We start from the raw sequence: 16,074 nt of genomic DNA on the forward strand, positions 1-16,074 counted from the left end.
CGCGGCCGCCGAGCTGACCAGCCGGGGTCAGCGTTGGGCGGTTGGCGAGGGGGGAGCACTGCCGCCCTGGGGTGCCTCGGTGGACATCAGCTCCACTACCGCTTGGCGGTCGGCCGCCGACGGGAGACCCCAGCCCGGGCGGTACCCGTACACCTCGCGCAGCGGGGTGGCGCTGGTCCGTCCGCCGAGAATCTCCACGGCGTCGGTGTCGATAAGCCCCGGATGCTCCACCCCGCACGCCTCGGCCACCTTCGTCAGGTCCCGCCGCAGCGTCTTGATGTAGTGCGCCGCTCGGACCGCCTTCGATGCCGGGTCCAGCCCCCGGGCCAGCCAGGCGTTCTGGGTGGCCACTCCGGTGGGGCAGGTGTCGGTGTGGCATTTCTGCGCCTGGATGCAGCCGATCGCCAGCATCGCCTCCCGGCCGACGGCCACCATGTCGCAGCCGAGCGCGAACGCGACCACCGCGTTGTCGGGCAGACCGAGCTTGCCGGAGCCGATGAAGACGACCTGCTCGTGCAGGTCACGTTCGGCGAAGATGGGGTAGATCCGGGCGAAGCCCTGCTGGAACGGCAGGGACACGGAGTCGGTGAAGATCAGCGGGGCGGCGCCGGTGCCGCCCTCGCCGCCGTCGACGGTGACGAAGTCGACGCCCCGGCCGGTGTCGCGCATCAGGTCGGCCAGCTCGGTCCAGAAGTCGAGGTCGCCCACTGCGGACTTGATGCCGACCGGCAGGCCGGTCTCGGCGGCCAGGAGTTCCACCCAGTCGAGCAGGCTGTCGCAGTCGGAGAACTCCGCGTGCCGTGAGGGGCTGACGCAGTCCCGGCCGATCGGGATGCCCCGGGTCGCGGCGATCTCCGCCGACACCTTCGCCGCCGGCAGCAGGCCGCCCAGGCTGGGCTTGGCACCCTGACTCAGCTTGATCTCCAGTGCGCGTACCGGTGCGCCGGCGACCACGTCCTTGAGCCGGGCGAGGTCGAACCGGCCCCGTTCGTCGCGGCAGCCGAAGTAGGCGGTGCCGAGTTGCAGGATCAGCTCGCCGCCGTGGCGGTGGTACGGCGACAGCCCGCCCTCGCCGGTGTTGTGCAGGCAGCCGGCGATCGCCGCGCCACGGTTCAACGCCTCCACGGCGGGACCGGACAGGGAGCCGAAGCTCATCCCCGAGATGGTTACCACGGATTCGGGGCGGAACGCGTGGGCGCGACGCCGGGCCGCCCCGAGCACCTTCGCCGACGGCAGCCGCACCTCGTGCCCGATCGTCGGCGCCGACGCAGGTACCGCCCGGCCGAAGGTGCGGTGCTTGATGATCGGATACCCGGGGGTGTACTCGATGTCGTTGTCGGTGCCGAACCCGAAGTAGTTGTTCTGCCGCTTCGCCGAGGCGTACACCCAGCGGCGTTGGTCCCGGGTGAACGGCCGCTCCTCGTTGTTGCCGGCCACGATGTACTGCCGCAGTTCCGGCCCGAGTGATTCGAGCAGGTAGCGGGCCCGACCCAGCAGCGGGAAGTTGCGTCGCAACGCGTGCTCGCGTTGCAGCAGGTCACGGGCCGCGAGTGCGGCGAGGGCGGTGACGGCGGCGGGTACGGCGTGACGGGCCCATCTCATCCCGCCACACTTTCCGCCGCCGGCGCCGGTCAAACGTGCTGACCGCCCAGCTCAGGGGCCGGTTCCCCGAGGCGCGCGAAAATCTCGGGGGACCGTGTCGAGGACGGGTGCCCGCCGTTCGTCACCTGGACGATGACCCTTCCCACGATGAGGAGCGACGATGAGGTACGCGATGCTGATCTTCGGCGATGACCGGGAGTGGACCGCCCTGTCCCCGGCCGACGAGGAGGACCTGATGAAGCAGGTCTACGCGTGGTACGAGCGGTGGCAGCCGGCCGGCAAGATCGCCGATGGTGGTGCCGAGTTGGAGCCCCGGACCACCGCGAAGACGGTACGCGCCGGCGGGAACGGTCAGCCGGTCATCACCGACGGGCCGTACCTGGAACTCAAGGAGATCATCGGCGGGATCGTCATCCTGGAGTGCGACGACCTCGACGAGGCCACCAGGGTCGCGGCCACCTGGCCGCTCGGCGCGGGGATGAGCGCCGTGGAGATCCGTCCGGTGATGAGCCGCGAATAGCGGTGCGGCGGGGCACCGGTCTCACGGCCGGTGCCTCAGCTCACCCACCCGGCGGGACATCAGCTCCCGTTCGGCCGGGTTCGTCGCCAGCTCCAGCGCCCGCTCCGCCGCCAACAGTGCCTCGGCCGGCCGGTCGAGAGTGACAAGCAGGTCGGCCCGGGTGGCGTGCCACAGGTGGTAACCGGCGAGCCGGTCCGTCAGCGCGTCCACCTCGTCCAGCGCGGTGGACGCGCCGAGCGTGAACCGGGTGGCCACCGCGCGGTTCAGCAGCACCACGGGCGACGGGTTCACCGCGTACAGGCGGTCGTACAGCGCCCGTACCTCGGCCCAGTTGGTGGCCTCGTACGAGACGGCCAGGGCGTGCAGCGCGGCGATGCCGGCCTGCAACTGGTACGGCCCGGGCCGGCCCTGACGTACCGCCGCCCGTAACCGCAGCGCCGCCCGCGCGATCGCCGCCCGGTCCCACAGCCGTCGATCCTGCTGGTCGAGCAGCACGATTCGGCCCCAGGAGTCGAACCGTGCCGCAGCCCGGGCCTGGTGCAGCTCCAGCAGCGCAGCGAGCCCGGCGGCCTCCGGTTCGGCGGGCAGCAACCCGGCGAGCTGACCGGCCAGCTCGACTCCCTCCCGGGCCAGCTCGCGCCGCTGGGCGGACCGGCCGCTGGACAGGTAGCCCTCGTTGAACACCAGATAGATCACCGCGAGTACGGCCGGCAGCCGGTCGGCGTACTCGTCCGGCGTCGGCACCTCGAACCGGATGCCGAGCTCGCGTAGCTGCCGCTTCGCCCGGGGCAGCCGCTGCGCCATCGTCGGCTGGGGCACGAGGAAGGCGGCGGCGATCTCGGCTGCGCTGAGGCCGCTGGCGGCGTACAGGGTGAGCGCGACCCGGGACGGTTCGGCCAGAGCCGGGTGGCAGCAGGCGAAGATCGTGGCCAGTCGATCGTCCACGCCCGGCTCCCGTGGTGGCTCCGTCGCCACAAGCGTGGCCTTGTCGCGTCCGACGCTCTCGCGACGCAGCCGGTCCAGCGCCTTACGCCAACCCGTGGTGACCAGCCAACCGGTGGGGCTGCCCGGCACACCCTCCTCGGGCCAGCGCTTGAGGGCCTCGGTCAGCGCGTCGGACAGCGCCTCCTCGGCCCGGTCGAAGTCACCGAGCCGTCGGCTGAGCGCACCGAGCATGCCGGCCGCGTCCGTCCGCCAGAGCCGGTCGAGCAGTTCCGCCATGTCGTCCACCGCCCCAGCCTGCAACACCGCCGGACGCAGCTGCGTCCGGCCGCCCCGGTCGCGGGCGGTTGGGTGGTGCGCGACGCGGGTAGCTCGGTGACCAAGCTGCCGCCGCACCCAGGACCGCCCGGTGTCAACCACCGAAAGTTTCGATCCCGCGCGTCGATCGGCCGAGTGTTCAGGTCGTCGGAGGCCCCGTCGTCCCAGGTAGATGCCGCATTGTCGGCCTTAGCCCCGACTCCGGCCAACTCACCACACACCAATACCAAACTAGATCATTGTTGACATTCATCCGGACCGATGCTTGTCTGTCGTTGGAAGCGCTCCCACACCGACACCGCCGAAGAAACGGAGGAGGCACCATGCCTTCAAGCAGGCCCGATCAGACCGGCAGGCGATCCCGGTCGGCCGTTCGCCAGCCCCTTCGGGTGCTTGCCGTGCTGCTCGCCATGATGGTCGGCGTGCTGCCCTGGAGCAGCCCGGTCCAGGCCCACGGCACCATCATCAACCCGGCCTCCCGCGCCTACCAGTGCTGGCAGAGCTGGGGCAGCCAGCACACGAACCCGGCCATGCAGCAGCAGGACCCCATGTGTTGGCAGGCGTTCCAGGCGAACCCCGACACCATGTGGAACTGGATGAGCGCGCTGCGCGACGGGCTGGGCGGGAACTTCCAGGGCCGCACCCCGGACGGGCAACTGTGCAGCAACGGCCTGTCCCGGAACAACAGCCTGAACCAGCCTGGCGCGTGGCGGGCGACGAACGTGAGTCGCAACTTCACCGTCCAGCTGTACGACCAGGCCAGCCACGGCGCCGACTACTTCCGCGTCTACGTCAGCAAGCAGGGGTTCGACCCCACCACCCAGCAGCTCGGCTGGGGCAACCTCGACTTCATCACGCAGACCGGCAGGTACGCGCCCGCGCAGAACATCTCGTTCAACGTCTCCACCTCCGGCTACACCGGACGCCACATCGTCTTCGTCATCTGGCAGGCTTCGCACCTCGACCAGGCGTACATGTGGTGCAGTGACGTGAACTTCGTCTGATCGAGCAGCTCGACAACCCGTCCCAGCACTCCGACCCAGGGCCTGTCTTCCTGGGTCGGAGTGCTGTCGGTGGCGGACGGGCGCTCATCGACCTGGTGTCAGTGCCGACCGGCCAGGGCCTCACCCAGGGGGGTACGAGTGTGCAGGACCCGTGGACCAGCACGTTGGCTGTCTACCAGTCCGGCCGTACGTAGCACAGTGAGGTGGTGTGACGCGGTCGACGCTGCAAGCCCGGTCAGCCGGGCGCATTCGGACGTCGAGAGTGGCTGCTGGAGCTCGAGGATGAGGCGGGCACGGGCGGAGCCCAGTAGCGCGGTGAGCGCGTCGAGCACCTCGGATGCGGGCCGGTACCAGGTCTCGGAGATCCCGTGCGCGGGGTAGAAGATCGTCGGCTGGGCGGGGGGCTCGGTCAGCACGGCGCAGCCGCGGGTGGCCATGACGGAGGGGACGAGAACCAGCCCTGTGCCGCCGCAGTCGATCGCCTCCTCGTGATGCCGCAGTTGGACCTGAACCACCTCGTCGCGCCACGAGACCGTCGAGTGCAGGGTGGCGGCCATCGCGGCGAGCCCCGCGTCGCTGCTGCGCCGTGCACGCACCGCGATGTCGGCGCGCAACAGGCGCAGCACCTGCGGCCACACGGGCGCCATCAGCGTCTCCCACACCTGCTGCCAGGCCACCACGATCGCCGTACGGGCACGGGCGGGGTCCGCGATCAGCTCCCGGATCTCCTGTTGCCGCTCGCCGGACGATCGGATCTCCATCTTCCGCAGATCGAAGCGCAGCCGCTCGTCCGGCACCTCGCGCAGGCGATCCAACTCCTCCTCGGGAGTCATGTCCCCGGTCGGGGTGCTGGTGAGGAAGTCGGGCATGTACCCGTCGACGCCGCTTATCACCGCCATCAGGCGGAACGCCTCACCCGCAGGCAGGCCTCGCTGGCTGCGGAACCAGCCCCAGTGCAGCGGAGCGACCTGGGGACGCAACATGACCCGTACTGCATGGACCAGCTCGTGCCCGGGCGAGATCCCGAACCGTACCGCCGAGATGTCGGACGAGCCCAGCCGGAACTCCACCACCTTTCGAACCACATCGAAAGCGTAGAGGGCACGGCAATGCTCCCTGTTGGGTGGGAGTCGCAAGGTGCCGGTGCTTGTCGGCCGGCCTATTCGATCAGACCAGAACAGGGACACTCTGATGCCGCAGTATTTCCTCTCCATCCCGCACGACACGGCCGAGGAACCGACGATGGAGTCGATGCAGGAGATGAACCCGGCCGAGTTGGAGGCGATGATGGCCGCCGTCGACCGCTTCAACTCGGCGCTACAGGACTCCGGCGCCTTCGTTCACGCCGGTGGGCTGCACCCCCCGTCGACCGCGATCACCGTCGACGCCACCGGTGCCGAGACGAAACGCCTTCCCGGCCCCTTCGTGGCGGCGACCGAGTACGTCGGCGGATTCTGGATCATCAACGCTGCTGACGAAGAAGCGGCCGTGACCTGGGCCGAACAGGCCTCCGCCGCCCTCCAGTCACGTATCGAGGTCCGCGCGCTGCAGGATGCGCCTGAGTAGCGAGCCTGGTCGGCGCAGCCACGGCGGGCTCATCCGAGGGGGCGGTGTTTCTGTTCCGGTGTGTCCGGGTAGGTCGGGCCGGACGAACCACTCGCCCCCTCTGTGAAGGACCATCCGATGCGAGACAACTTCGGTGACGCGGTGGGGGACACCCTCCGCTCGATACTTCTCTTCCTGCCCAAGGCGCTCGCCTTCGTGGCGATCCTGGTGGTCGGCTGGCTGATCGCCAAGGCCGCGCTGAAGCTGGTGAACCGGCTGCTCGAACGGGTCGGCTTCGACCGTGTGGTGGAGCGCGGCGGCATCCGTCGAGCCCTGGCCCGATCCCGCTACGACGCCAGCGACATCGTCGCCCGGCTCGCCTACTACGGGATTCTGCTGCTCACCCTCTACCTGGCCTTCGGGGTCTGGGGGCCGAACCCGATCTCCGACCTGATCGGCGGGGTCATCGCCTGGTTGCCGCGCGCCTTCGTGGCGATCGTCATCGTGGTGGTCGCCGCGGCCATCGCGAGCGCGGTGAAGGACATCATCTCCGGCGCTCTCGGCGGGCTGTCCTACGGGCGGCTGCTGGCCACCGTCGCCTCGGCGTTCATTCTCGGTCTCGGCATCATCGCCGCGCTCAACCAGATCGGCGTCGCCACCGCGGTGACCACGCCGGTGCTGATCGCGGTGCTCGCCACCATCGGCGGCATCCTCGTGGTCGGCGTCGGCGGAGGACTCGTGCGTCCGATGCAGAGCCGGTGGGAGTCCTGGCTCGCCCGGGCCGAGCAGGAGTCGCGGACCATCGCCGAGCACGCCCGGGCCTACTCCGCCGGCCGCCGCGACACCGCCGAGCCGCCCGTCGACCCGTACCCCGCGTCGGCTGCCGGCGCGTCCACGTACCCGCCGGCCACCACCGAGTCCAGCACCAGCCAGCCGCTGGCCGGCGAGCCCGCTGACCTCACCGCGCCGACCGCCGCCGGCTCGCCGGCCACCGGGGACGACCCGGAGGCGACGCAGGTCGTCACCGCACCTCCCATCGACCCCGACGCGACCACCCCGCTGCCGCGCCACGACCCGGCCACCCCGCAGACCGGGCCGGAGTCCTCGGCGTCGCCGGCGAGCGACCCGGACGCCACCCAGGTGGTGCCGAACTCGCCGCAGGTGCCGGCGCAGCGCGACGCCGCCGACAGCGACTCGACGATGGTGCTGCCGAAGACCGACGAGCAGCGCTGAGCACCGGGGCGGAACGGGACCAACGGCGGTCCCGTTCCGCCCCGGCCGGTCCCAGGTCACCGAGATCGCCGAGTGAGGCGTTAGCATCACGGCATGACCTGGCGACATTGATCCGTCATCCGAGGCCGTGGGCCGCCACGGACGCCGTGACACAGGCGTCCGTGACCCGTCCCACCGGAAAGGCCCCGATGACCCCGACCTCGCCGCGTGCCCGCCGCCTGGCCGGCACGCTCTACGCGTACGCGTTCCTCACCGACCTGGTGCTGCTCTACCCGGTGTACGCGCTGCTCTTCGCCGACACCGGCCTGTCGGTCGGGCAGATCTCCTCGTTGTTCGTCATCTGGTCGCTGGCCAGCATCGTGCTGGAGGTGCCCTCCGGCGCCTGGGCCGACGCGACCTCCCGACGACGGCTGCTCTGCCTCGCACCCCTGTGCACCGCTACCGGCTTCGCTCTGTGGACCCTCGCACCGTCCTATCCCGCGTTCGCGGCCGGTTTCGTCCTCTGGGGCGCCGGCGGCGCACTCGCCTCCGGCGCGACGGAGGCCCTGGTCTTCGACGAACTCGACAGGCTCGGTGCCGCCGACCGGTACGCCCGCGTCATCGGCCGAGCGCGCACGGCCGGCACCGTGGCGGTGCTCGGGTCGATAGTGCTCGCCGCTCCGGTGCTCGGGTTCGGCGGCTACCCGGCGGTCGGCGCGGCAAGCGTGGCAGCCTGCCTGCTCGCCGCAGCGGTCGCTGTCCGCTTCCCCGAACACCGCCGGCCCGCCCCCTCGGCGGAGCGGCGCCCCGACCTCGATCTGCCCGTGACGGGTAGGGCGGCACCAACGGTGGGGAGCGGATCGGCGGACACCGGCGCGCCCGCCGATCCGGACGGGAACGAACTCGGCTGGTGGCAGGGGCTTCGGGCGGGAGTCGCCGAGGCTCGCGGTGACCGGCCGGTGCGTCGGGCGGTGCTGCTCGTCGCGGGAGTCAGTGCCGTCTGGGGCGCACTCGACGAGTACACGCCGCTGCTGGCCCGCGACACCGGAGTCGCGCTGACAAGCGTGCCGCTGCTGCTCCTGATCGTCACGGTCGGGCAGATCGTCGGCGGCCTGCTCGCCCCGGTCGGGCAGCGGTTCGGCACCCGTGGCTACGCGCTCCTGCTGACCGGCTCGGCGCTGGCGCTGGCCGGGGGCGCGCTGTCGGGACACCCGGCCGCCTTCGCCCTGGTGGCGGTGGCCTTCTGTGGCCTGCAACTGGCCACGGTGCTGGCCGACGCCCGGCTCCAGACCCGGATCGCCGGACCCGCCCGGGCCACCGTCACCTCGCTCGCCGGCATGGGCACCGACCTGACGATCATCGTCGTGTACGCCGGGTACGGTCTGGTCGCCACCGTGGCGGGTAACCCGGTGGCGTTTGCGGTAGCTGCCGTGCCGTACCTGCTGATCGCGGCGGTGCTGGCCATCCGGCCGACGGGCGCGCGGAGACCGCGCACACCGACGCGGGCGGCGCCGGTGGGATGAAGGGTCAGCCGGGATCGTCGTCCAGGTAGACCCATCGGCCGTCCTCGCGGACGAAGCGGCTGCGTTCGGACACCGTGCCCGGCTCGCGTCCCTCCCGGTAGTGGGCGCGGAACCGCACGCTGCCGGTGCTGTCGAAGAGACCACCGCCGTCGGTGTCGAGCACCTCCAGCCGGGTCCAACGCTGGGCGGGATCGAGGTGCAGCCGTGGTGGCCGGGTATCGGAGTGCCAGCTGCGCAGCAGGTAGTCCGGGTCGCCCACGGCGAAGGCCGCGTACCGGGACCGCATCAGCGCCTCGGCTGTCGGCGCGTCAGCCTCGCCCCGATGCAGCCGCCCGCAGCAGTCCGCGTACGGCAGGCCCTGCCCGCACGGGCACGTCCCGGTCACCTCGGCCCCGCCGGCTGTCCGTCTGTCTCGCTTGGCCACCTCGCCATCCTTCCGGTCGCGGCGTCGGCCACGGCCACCGGGGCGGCCTCGCTGTCTCCTGCCGGCGCGACCGCCGAGGTGCCGATCAGCGGGCTGCGCCGCGGGCCCCCCGACGGTTGCCGAACGACTCCATCGTGGTGGCCCGCTTCGCCGCTGCCGGGCTGGCGGAGCGGGACCGGGAGGCAGCGGCCTGGGTGGCTGAGGTCTTCCTCGTCGGTGCCCGTTTCGTACTGGTGGCCTTGCCGGCCGGTCCGCTCGTGCCGGCGACCTTCGCCGCCTTCTTCGCCGGTGCCTTCTTGACGGCTGCCTTCTTGACCGGGGCGGCCTTCTTCGCCGCCGTGGCCTTGGCGGTGGGCCGGCGAGCCGGGGTCGCGGTGGCGGAGACAGCCTTCTTGCGGGCCACCCGGGACGTCGTCGGAATGGGCTTCGTGTCGGGCGTCTTCGCGGCGGTGGCCCCGCTGGCCCGCTTCGCCGTCGTGGCGGCCTTCTTCGCCGCCACCTTCCGTGGCGGCGGGCCACCCTTGTCCGCGCTGGTCCGCCTGCTGGCCCGTCCTGCCTGCGCCATCGTCGCTCCTTGCGAATCGGCCGTGGGCGACGGGTCTTCCCGACGCCCCGACGGTCAAACGCCCGGTCACGCTGCCCGGGTGGCGAACACGACGACGTTGTCGACATATCCGCCGTCGTCCTGGTCGAACCGGCCGCCGCAGGTGATCAGGCGGAGTCCGGCCACCTCTCCCAGGCCGTAGACCAGGTCGGTGGGGAAACGGTCCTTCGGGTACGCCTCGACGCCGTCCACGGCGAAGCGGACCACCCGGGTGTCGCTCCGGACGACCTCGATGGTGTCGCCGGGACGTAGCTGTCCCAGATGGAAGAAGACGGCCGGCCCGTCGGGGGAGTCCACGTGACCCACGAGCACCGCGTTGCCGGTCTCGCCCGGGCTGACCCCGGGTCGGTACCAGCCCGCCACAGCCGGGCGGTCCAGCGGCGGCACCTCCAGCGCCCCGGCGTCGTCGGCGGCCACCGCAACCAGCGGCGCGCGTACGTCGATTGCGGGGATCCGTACCTCGACGGGGGTGGCCCGGGGCAGCGGCGGCAGGGTCGGCGCGGGCACCGTCCGGAGCGGAACCGCCACCCCGTCCGGTTGCGGTGGTCGTGCCGGCAGCCGCGTCACACCCGTGCCGACAAGCGTGAGACCGGCCACCGCGAGCACCGCGACCAGGACTCTGCCCAGGTGGTACGCCCGCACGGGAGCCTCCGTTCGCCGGTACCCGCGGTGGCGGGGCGAGGATGCGGCGTCGGACTCCGCCCGCCGGCGCCACCTCGGGTGCCCGCACCGTGGAGCACGGTACGGGCACCCGCCGCAGGATGGATGGGGTGAGCCGCGCGATCAGTGCGTCGCGGCGATGACGGCGTGGCGACGCCGCCGGGCCAGAATGACGGCACCGCCGAGCGCGGTGGCCAGCAGAGTCGCGCCGGTGGCCAGGGTTCCGGCGCCGTCGTCGCCGTCGCGGCCCCCGGCCTCGGCACCGCCGATCGGGGTGACGGTGAAGGTCGCACTGCCGTCGGGTGTGCCGTCACCGCAGGTGGCGGCCACCGTGTACGTGCCGAGGGTGAACCCGGCGGTGAACAGTTCCGCGCTCAGCCCGCCACCGGCCGCAGCGGTGGTGGACCGGACGTTCTGGTCGCGGTCAGGCCCGGTGACGCGGAAGATCGCATCACCTGATTTCGGGTTGCAGGTCGTCGCGGTCAGTACGACGGTCCCGCCGACAGGTGTGGTCGACGGCGACACGGTCGTGTCGGCCAGCGCGGTGCCGGGCAGCAACAGCGCGCCGAGAGCGATGCCGCCTGCCGCCGGTATGAGAACTCTTGTTGCCTTCATACGCGTCTTCCCTCACTTTTCGTCCGCTGACTGCGTGGGACGTCGTTCGGGTGGCCAACTCCGTGACTAGCACCGGTGTGCCCAACACTAGGTGGGCTTGGGACCCGATCCGGTGAAAATGAGAAATCCTCGTTGCCATCCCGTGTCACCCCGGACGCCGCAGGCGTCGCCGAAGGGGTGGTCCGGGTCTGCCGTGTCCGGCTGCTGCCCACTCGATGGGTGTGGCCTGCCGTGCCCTTCGTGTTGGGGGTGTGGCCGGTCGCGCTGCGCTGTTGGGGGTGTGGTCTGTTGCGCTGTGCGGTGGGTGCGGTTGGGGTGTGGTCTGTTGGGCTGTGCGGTGGGTGCGGTGGGGGGTGTGGCCCGCCGTGCCCGGCTCCGGGCGGTCAGGCTTGATCCCTGCGCCGGGCACGGCGGGTCACACCCCCGTGGTGGGCATGCCCCGCACCCGGTGTGCTGGGTCTGTGGTCGGTGGGGTGCGGGATCTTGGTGCGGTTGTGCCCTTGGGTGGGCGGTTTCGGACCAAGATTGCCTGGGTGGTCGGGGGCTTGGGGTGGGATGGGTGGCGGGTCGGGGGCGTTGGATAGTCCCGGACGGCTGAGGAAGACCTGTCCGCCGCGCTGTGGTGAGCGGCTCGGGCCGGAATGGTGGTGGGCCGGTGGTCGTTGGACATCTCTGAACGGCCGACGAGGACCGCTCGCTGTGGTGGGTGCATGGCCCCCGGGAATGATGGCGGGCCGGTGGTCGTTGGACATCCCTGAACGACCGAGGTAGACCGCCTGTCGCGGTGGGTGCATGGCCCCGGGAATGATCCGGGCCGGTCGGTCGTTGTGCATGGTCCCGGTGGCGTGAAGTGGCGATACGGCCCCGCGTGCTGGAGGACTTCTCTTTTCCCCCTTGTTTGAGTGCCTGTCGGTGCTTGCGTGCGCCTGACCGATCCCCCTCGGTGTGGGTGTGCGTCGACCCCCGAATTGGAGCCTTGTGATGAACTCGATGCTGCGGAAGAGTGTGCTGGGTGTTGCGGGTCTGGCTTTCACCGGTGGCATGTTCGCTGGTCCGGTGGCCGCGCACGCCGATGTCACCCCGGTCCAGACGACCCCGGTCGCGGTGGCGGTGCAGGCGGACAAGCCGGACATGGGCAAGTTGCTGCCGCATGGCACCCCCAGGAACCAGTCGACGATCGAGCTGAACGATGAGCAGGTCGCGAATGTGAAGGCGATCATCGCGGCGACGAAGAAGGCCGGTATGGACGAGCGGGCCGCGGTGGTGTCGATCGCGACGGCGTTGCAGGAGTCGAAGTTGGAGAACCTGGGTCATCTGGGTGACCGCAACGACCACGACTCGCAGGGCCTGTTCCAGCAGCGCCCCTCCTCCGGCTGGGGCACGGTGGAGCAGATCACCGACCCCGAGTACTCCACCCTGGCCTTCCTCAAGGGCCTCAAGCAGGTCGACGGGTGGCAGGACATGCCCCTGACCCAGGCCGCGCAGACGGTGCAGGTGTCGGCCTACCCCGACCACTACGCCCAGTGGGAACAGCAGGCCGCCGACCTCGTCGCCCAGCACTGGACCAGCTGACCCACACCAGCTGACAACCGAAGACATTCCTCCACAGGGGGAACAAGCCGCTGGCCGGCACCCGAACCAGGGTGCCGGCCAGCGGCCTTTCGGCGTCCGGAGGGTCGGGAACGGCCCCTGATCATTCGGCAGGGCTGACGGTGTGACAGCGTGATCTGATGGACTCCGCGCCCGTCGACGTCGATCTCGCCCTGGTCGGTGGGGGCGGTGCGGCGTCGCTGGTGCTTGCCGCGTTGGATCGGCACCGGGTTCGCGACGTGCGGATCGCCGTCGTCGACCCGGTGCGTCGACGTGGGCAGGACCGCACCTGGGCGTTCTGGGACCAGCCGGGCAACGACCTGGACGAGCTGCTGAGCGCCAGCTGGTCACGGGTCGAGGTGGTCACGCCGGACGCGCATCGCGGGCTGGACCTGAACCCTCTGCGGTACGCGATGCTGCGCTCCGGCCCGATCTACGAGCGGGCCGCCGAGGCGGAGCGCCGCCTGGCCGTGACCCGGATCCTCGCCGCCGCCGGTCGCGTCGACGACGACGGCGAACGGGTGCTGGTGCGTACCGGCGACGGTCGGCCGTTGCTGCGCGCCCGCTGGCTGCTGGACTCCCGACCCCGACCACCGCGGCGACCGGGGCGCACGAACTGGTTGCAGCACTTCCGGGGCTGGTGGTTGACGGCCGACCGACCGATCTTCGACCCGGCCCGGGCGGTCCTGATGGACTTCCGCACGCCGCAGCCGTCCCGGGGTGTCTCCTTCGGCTACGTGCTGCCCGTCGACAGCCGGTACGCCCTCGTCGAGTACACCGAGTTCTCACCCGACCTGCTGACCGGTGCCGCCTACGACGCGGCGCTCGCCGGGTACCGGGACCTGCTCGGTCTCGATTCGGCCCGACTCACGGTGACCGAGGTCGAGAACGGCGTCATCCCGATGACCGACGGCCCGTTCGAGGCGCGGCCCTCACCCCGGGTGGTGCGGCTCGGCACGGCCGGCGGCGCCACCCGCCCCTCGACCGGCTTCACCTTCTCGGCGATGCACCGTCAGGCCGAGCAGGTGGCCCGGGCGGTAGCCGCCGGCCGGCCGCCGGTGCCCGCGCCCGCGTACCCGCACCGGCACCTGTGGATGGACGCTGTCGCGTTGCGCGCACTTGACGCCGGCCTGGTCGACGGTCCGGACTTCTTCGGCCGCCTCTTCGACCGCAACCCGGCCTCCCGGGTGCTCCGCTTCCTCGACGGTCACACCACAGTCGCCGAGGACCTGGCGGTGATGCGCTCCACCCGACTCCGGCCGATGGTCACCGCGACTGTCGTCGACGCCGCCGGTCGGCTCCGGGATCGGCTCGCGCCGGCCCGCCGCCCGGCGTGGACCGTGCCGCCGCCGGTCGTCGGCTCCGCGTCGCCGGGCGCCGAGCGGCCCGACCCGGATCGGTAGCGGGCAGGGTCAGCGTCGGTACCGGGCACGGTCAGGATCGGCCACCGGTCGGATCGGGCACGCTCGACCCGGCAGCGAGTGCGTGCAGTTGCTCGCCGTCGAGCCGCAGCACGTCCAACTCGTCGAGGGTGCGTGCGCGCAGTTTCCGGTAGAAGCGCAGGGCGGGGTCGTTGGTACGCAACACCCACCACTCCAGCCGGCCGCAGCCACGTTCCACGGCCAGTCGCGCCAGGTGCGTCAGTAACGCCTGGCCGACGCCGCCGCCTCGGTGCTCCGGCCGGACGTACAGGTCGTCCAGGTGGATGCCGGGCCGACCGACCACGGTGCTGTAGGTCGCGTAGTACAGCGCGAAGCCGACCGGCTCGCCGTCGACCGAAGCCACCACCGCCTCGGCCACCGGCCGATCCCCGAACAGGGCGTCCGCCACATCCGCCGGCTGCGCCGTCACCTCGCCGGGAAACTGCTCGGCCTCGGTCAGTTCGACGATGAAACGGTGCAACACCTCGGTGTCACCCGGCTCCGCCGGACGGATCAGCAGCTGACTGTCGGTCACCACTCCATTCACTCAGCCGAGCCTAGCGGCCTGTCGGGGCGCCCGGAGACCCGTGGCCGGTAGGGTTTGCCGCCATGGTGGACGAGACGGCCGGCCGGGTGGTGCGGATCTGGACCGACGGGGCGTGCAGCGGCAATCCCGGCCCGGGCGGCTGGGGGGCGGTGCTGCGCTACGGCTCCCACGAGCGCGAGCTGTGTGGCGGGGAGGCGAGCCCCACCACGAACAACCGGATGGAACTGACCGCCGCCATCGAGGCACTGGAGAGCCTGACCCGCCCGGTCACCGTCGAGCTGCACACCGACAGCACGTACGTGCGCAACGGCATCACCAGCTGGCTGGCGTCCTGGAAACGCAACGGTTGGCTGACCGCCGCGAAGCAGCCGGTGAAGAACGCCGACCTGTGGCAGCGGCTGGAGACGGCCTGCGCCCGGCACCGGATCACCTGGCTGTGGGTCAAGGGCCACAACGGGCACCCGGAGAACGAGCGGGCTGACGCGCTGGCCAACCAGGGCATGAACGAGGCCCGGAGCGCTGCCGCGCCGGGTCGCCGCTGACCTGCCGATCGGCGGGCGGGTACGGCAGCGCCACCCCGATCTCGGGTTGAGGCGGGGTGCGGCGACCGCGCACCGTCAGCGGCGTCGGCCGCGCCGCGACCCGCGCACCGCGGCGAGCGGTAGGTGCGACCAGTGGGGCGGGCGGGTGATCCGTCCCGGCAACCGGGTCCGCAGGTCGCCCCGAGCGGCATCGACCTGCGACCGGTGCAGGAAGAGGGCGTCGGACAGGTCGGCGCCGCGCACGTCCGCCCCGCGCAGATCCGCGCCGGTCAGGTCGGCCCGGGCGAGGTCCGCGCCGCGCAGGTCGGCACCGACAAGCAACGCGCCCCGCAGATTCGCCCCGCGCAGCGTGGTACGCCGCAGGTCGCGGCCGACAAGGGCGGCACCCCGCAGATCGACGCCGCCGCCGTCGCGGGCACGGGCCAGGTCGGCGGTACGCGTCAGCAGCACGTTCACAGTCGCTCGGTGCGCGTCGACGTCGACGGCCAGCAGCGTGTCCGGGTTCCCACCGGCCATTCGCTCGGTATCGGCACGTGCGGCCGCCAACTCGGTACGCAACGCGTCCGGTGGACCCAGCCCGAGCGCCTCGGTCAGATACCACAGCAGCTCGTGCAGCTGCCGCATCACCGCGAAGACGTCGAACATCTGCTGGGCGCTCCGCGACTCCGCGCGCCAGTCCCGACCACCGAAGGTGACCTGGGCGACCCGCTGACCCGCGCCGAAGCAGTCGAAGACGGTGCAGCCGGGGAAGCCCCGTTCGCGTAGCTCGGCGTGGATGGTGCAGCCGAAGTCCGCTCGCAGGTTCCGGCACGGCTGGCCGGCGGGCTTGTCGAGCGCGAAGTCGGCCGACGCGGCGAACGCGGGGGCGACACAGCACAAACCGAAGCAGCGGGCACAGTCGGCCCGCAACTCGTCGCCGCCCGGCCGACCCTCCTCGGACATCCGATCGCCCCCCTCGCGGCGGTTGGATAACGTCTAACAGCTCTATTGCCTGGGGTGGATCTC

General features: G+C 71.6%; 16 protein-coding genes and 1 pseudogene. 8 read left to right on the forward strand and 9 right to left on the reverse strand.

Annotated elements, in window-relative coordinates:
• Positions 1-27: 27 nt before the first annotated feature.
• Positions 28-1,602, reverse strand: a complete 1,575-nt coding sequence (locus CLT74_RS06460) for an FMN-binding glutamate synthase family protein (RefSeq protein ID WP_099845732.1) — start codon at positions 1,600-1,602, stop codon at positions 28-30.
• Positions 1,603-1,762: 160 nt separating this feature from the next.
• Between CLT74_RS06460 and CLT74_RS06465 the strand changes: the two genes are divergently transcribed.
• A complete protein-coding gene (locus CLT74_RS06465; RefSeq protein ID WP_099845733.1) occupies positions 1,763-2,122 on the forward strand; it encodes a YciI family protein in 360 nt (119 codons plus the stop codon).
• Between the two features lie 21 nt (positions 2,123-2,143).
• Here the strand turns inward: CLT74_RS06465 and CLT74_RS06470 are convergent, their stop codons facing one another.
• Positions 2,144-3,343, reverse strand: a complete 1,200-nt coding sequence (locus CLT74_RS06470) for a DUF6596 domain-containing protein (RefSeq protein WP_099851423.1) — start codon at positions 3,341-3,343, stop codon at positions 2,144-2,146.
• 437 nt (positions 3,344-3,780) lie between these two features.
• On the opposite strand from CLT74_RS06470, the gene CLT74_RS06475 reads away from it, so the two are divergent.
• Complete coding sequence (locus CLT74_RS06475) at positions 3,781-4,386, forward strand: lytic polysaccharide monooxygenase auxiliary activity family 9 protein (RefSeq protein ID WP_239099322.1); 606 nt, start codon at positions 3,781-3,783, stop codon at positions 4,384-4,386.
• 98 nt (positions 4,387-4,484) lie between these two features.
• Here CLT74_RS06475 and CLT74_RS06480 read toward each other — a convergent pair whose 3' ends face one another.
• Positions 4,485-5,471 (reverse strand): winged helix-turn-helix domain-containing protein, encoded by a 987-nt coding sequence (locus CLT74_RS06480; protein WP_099845735.1) that lies wholly within the window; start codon positions 5,469-5,471, stop codon positions 4,485-4,487.
• A 52-nt stretch (positions 5,472-5,523) separates the two neighbouring features.
• Here CLT74_RS06480 and CLT74_RS06485 point away from each other — a divergent pair, with 52 nt between their 5' ends.
• The 3 genes and pseudogenes from CLT74_RS06485 (at position 5,524) to CLT74_RS06495 (ending at position 8,666) form a co-directional block, all read left to right on the forward strand.
• Positions 5,524-5,952 carry a YciI family protein gene (locus CLT74_RS06485; RefSeq protein WP_486582055.1) on the forward strand — a complete coding sequence of 143 codons (429 nt, stop codon included), beginning with the start codon at positions 5,524-5,526 and terminating at the stop codon, positions 5,950-5,952.
• 117 nt (positions 5,953-6,069) lie between these two features.
• A pseudogene (locus CLT74_RS06490) lies at positions 6,070-6,795 on the forward strand (membrane protein); the annotation flags it as partial.
• A 557-nt stretch (positions 6,796-7,352) separates the two neighbouring features.
• Positions 7,353-8,666, forward strand: coding sequence for an MFS transporter (locus tag CLT74_RS06495; RefSeq protein ID WP_099851428.1), 1,314 nt, complete (start codon positions 7,353-7,355; stop codon positions 8,664-8,666).
• A gap of 4 nt (positions 8,667-8,670) precedes the next feature.
• On the opposite strand, the gene CLT74_RS31165 is transcribed toward CLT74_RS06495, so the two are convergent.
• The 4 genes from CLT74_RS31165 to CLT74_RS06515 form a co-directional block, all read right to left on the reverse strand.
• Positions 8,671-9,090: a YchJ family protein gene (locus CLT74_RS31165; protein WP_486582056.1), complete on the reverse strand. Its 420-nt coding sequence runs from the start codon at positions 9,088-9,090 to the stop codon at positions 8,671-8,673.
• 85 nt (positions 9,091-9,175) lie between these two features.
• The gene (locus tag CLT74_RS31170) at positions 9,176-9,655 is read right to left on the reverse strand and encodes a histone (protein WP_099845737.1); all 480 of its coding nucleotides are present in this window, start codon (positions 9,653-9,655) and stop codon (positions 9,176-9,178) included.
• A gap of 66 nt (positions 9,656-9,721) precedes the next feature.
• The gene (locus CLT74_RS06510; RefSeq protein WP_099845738.1) at positions 9,722-10,336 is read right to left on the reverse strand and encodes a class F sortase; all 615 of its coding nucleotides are present in this window, start codon (positions 10,334-10,336) and stop codon (positions 9,722-9,724) included.
• 141 nt (positions 10,337-10,477) lie between these two features.
• Positions 10,478-10,969, reverse strand: a complete 492-nt coding sequence (locus tag CLT74_RS06515) for a hypothetical protein (protein WP_099845739.1) — start codon at positions 10,967-10,969, stop codon at positions 10,478-10,480.
• Between the two features lie 981 nt (positions 10,970-11,950).
• Here CLT74_RS06515 and CLT74_RS06520 point away from each other — a divergent pair.
• Together CLT74_RS06520 and CLT74_RS06525 are read left to right on the forward strand one after the other, a co-directional pair.
• Positions 11,951-12,541 carry a hypothetical protein gene (locus CLT74_RS06520; RefSeq protein ID WP_099845740.1) on the forward strand — a complete coding sequence of 197 codons (591 nt, stop codon included), beginning with the start codon at positions 11,951-11,953 and terminating at the stop codon, positions 12,539-12,541.
• Positions 12,542-12,696: 155 nt separating this feature from the next.
• Entirely contained in the window at positions 12,697-13,962 is a 1,266-nt protein-coding gene (locus tag CLT74_RS06525; RefSeq protein WP_099845741.1) for a lycopene cyclase family protein, read from the forward strand.
• 31 nt (positions 13,963-13,993) lie between these two features.
• Here the strand turns inward: CLT74_RS06525 and CLT74_RS06530 are convergent, their stop codons facing one another.
• Positions 13,994-14,527: a GNAT family N-acetyltransferase gene (locus CLT74_RS06530; protein WP_199172130.1), complete on the reverse strand. Its 534-nt coding sequence runs from the start codon at positions 14,525-14,527 to the stop codon at positions 13,994-13,996.
• A gap of 62 nt (positions 14,528-14,589) precedes the next feature.
• Here CLT74_RS06530 and rnhA point away from each other — a divergent pair, with 62 nt between their 5' ends.
• Positions 14,590-15,069 carry a ribonuclease HI gene (rnhA, locus tag CLT74_RS06535; protein ID WP_099845742.1) on the forward strand — a complete coding sequence of 160 codons (480 nt, stop codon included), beginning with the start codon at positions 14,590-14,592 and terminating at the stop codon, positions 15,067-15,069.
• Positions 15,070-15,144: 75 nt separating this feature from the next.
• Here the strand turns inward: rnhA and CLT74_RS06540 are convergent, their stop codons facing one another.
• Positions 15,145-16,011, reverse strand: a complete 867-nt coding sequence (locus tag CLT74_RS06540; RefSeq protein ID WP_099845743.1) for a pentapeptide repeat-containing protein — start codon at positions 16,009-16,011, stop codon at positions 15,145-15,147.
• Positions 16,012-16,074: the final 63 nt, after the last annotated feature.

The organism is Verrucosispora sp. CNZ293 (assembly GCF_002754655.1).

Excerpts from the sequence above, each read along its gene's own strand:
- CLT74_RS06460 (WP_099845732.1), bottom strand. The coding sequence starts at position 1,602 with ATGAGATGGGCCCGTCACGCCGTACCCGCCGCCGTCACCGCCCTCGCC.
- CLT74_RS06465 (WP_099845733.1), top strand. The coding sequence starts at position 1,763 with ATGAGGTACGCGATGCTGATCTTCGGCGATGACCGGGAGTGGACCGCC.
- CLT74_RS06470 (WP_099851423.1), bottom strand. The coding sequence starts at position 3,343 with ATGGCGGAACTGCTCGACCGGCTCTGGCGGACGGACGCGGCCGGCATG.
- CLT74_RS06495 (WP_099851428.1), top strand. The coding sequence starts at position 7,353 with ATGACCCCGACCTCGCCGCGTGCCCGCCGCCTGGCCGGCACGCTCTAC.
- CLT74_RS31170 (WP_099845737.1), bottom strand. The coding sequence starts at position 9,655 with ATGGCGCAGGCAGGACGGGCCAGCAGGCGGACCAGCGCGGACAAGGGT.
- CLT74_RS06515 (WP_099845739.1), bottom strand. The coding sequence starts at position 10,969 with ATGAAGGCAACAAGAGTTCTCATACCGGCGGCAGGCGGCATCGCTCTC.
- CLT74_RS06520 (WP_099845740.1), top strand. The coding sequence starts at position 11,951 with ATGAACTCGATGCTGCGGAAGAGTGTGCTGGGTGTTGCGGGTCTGGCT.
- rnhA (WP_099845742.1), top strand. The coding sequence starts at position 14,590 with ATGGTGGACGAGACGGCCGGCCGGGTGGTGCGGATCTGGACCGACGGG.
- CLT74_RS06540 (WP_099845743.1), bottom strand. The coding sequence starts at position 16,011 with ATGTCCGAGGAGGGTCGGCCGGGCGGCGACGAGTTGCGGGCCGACTGT.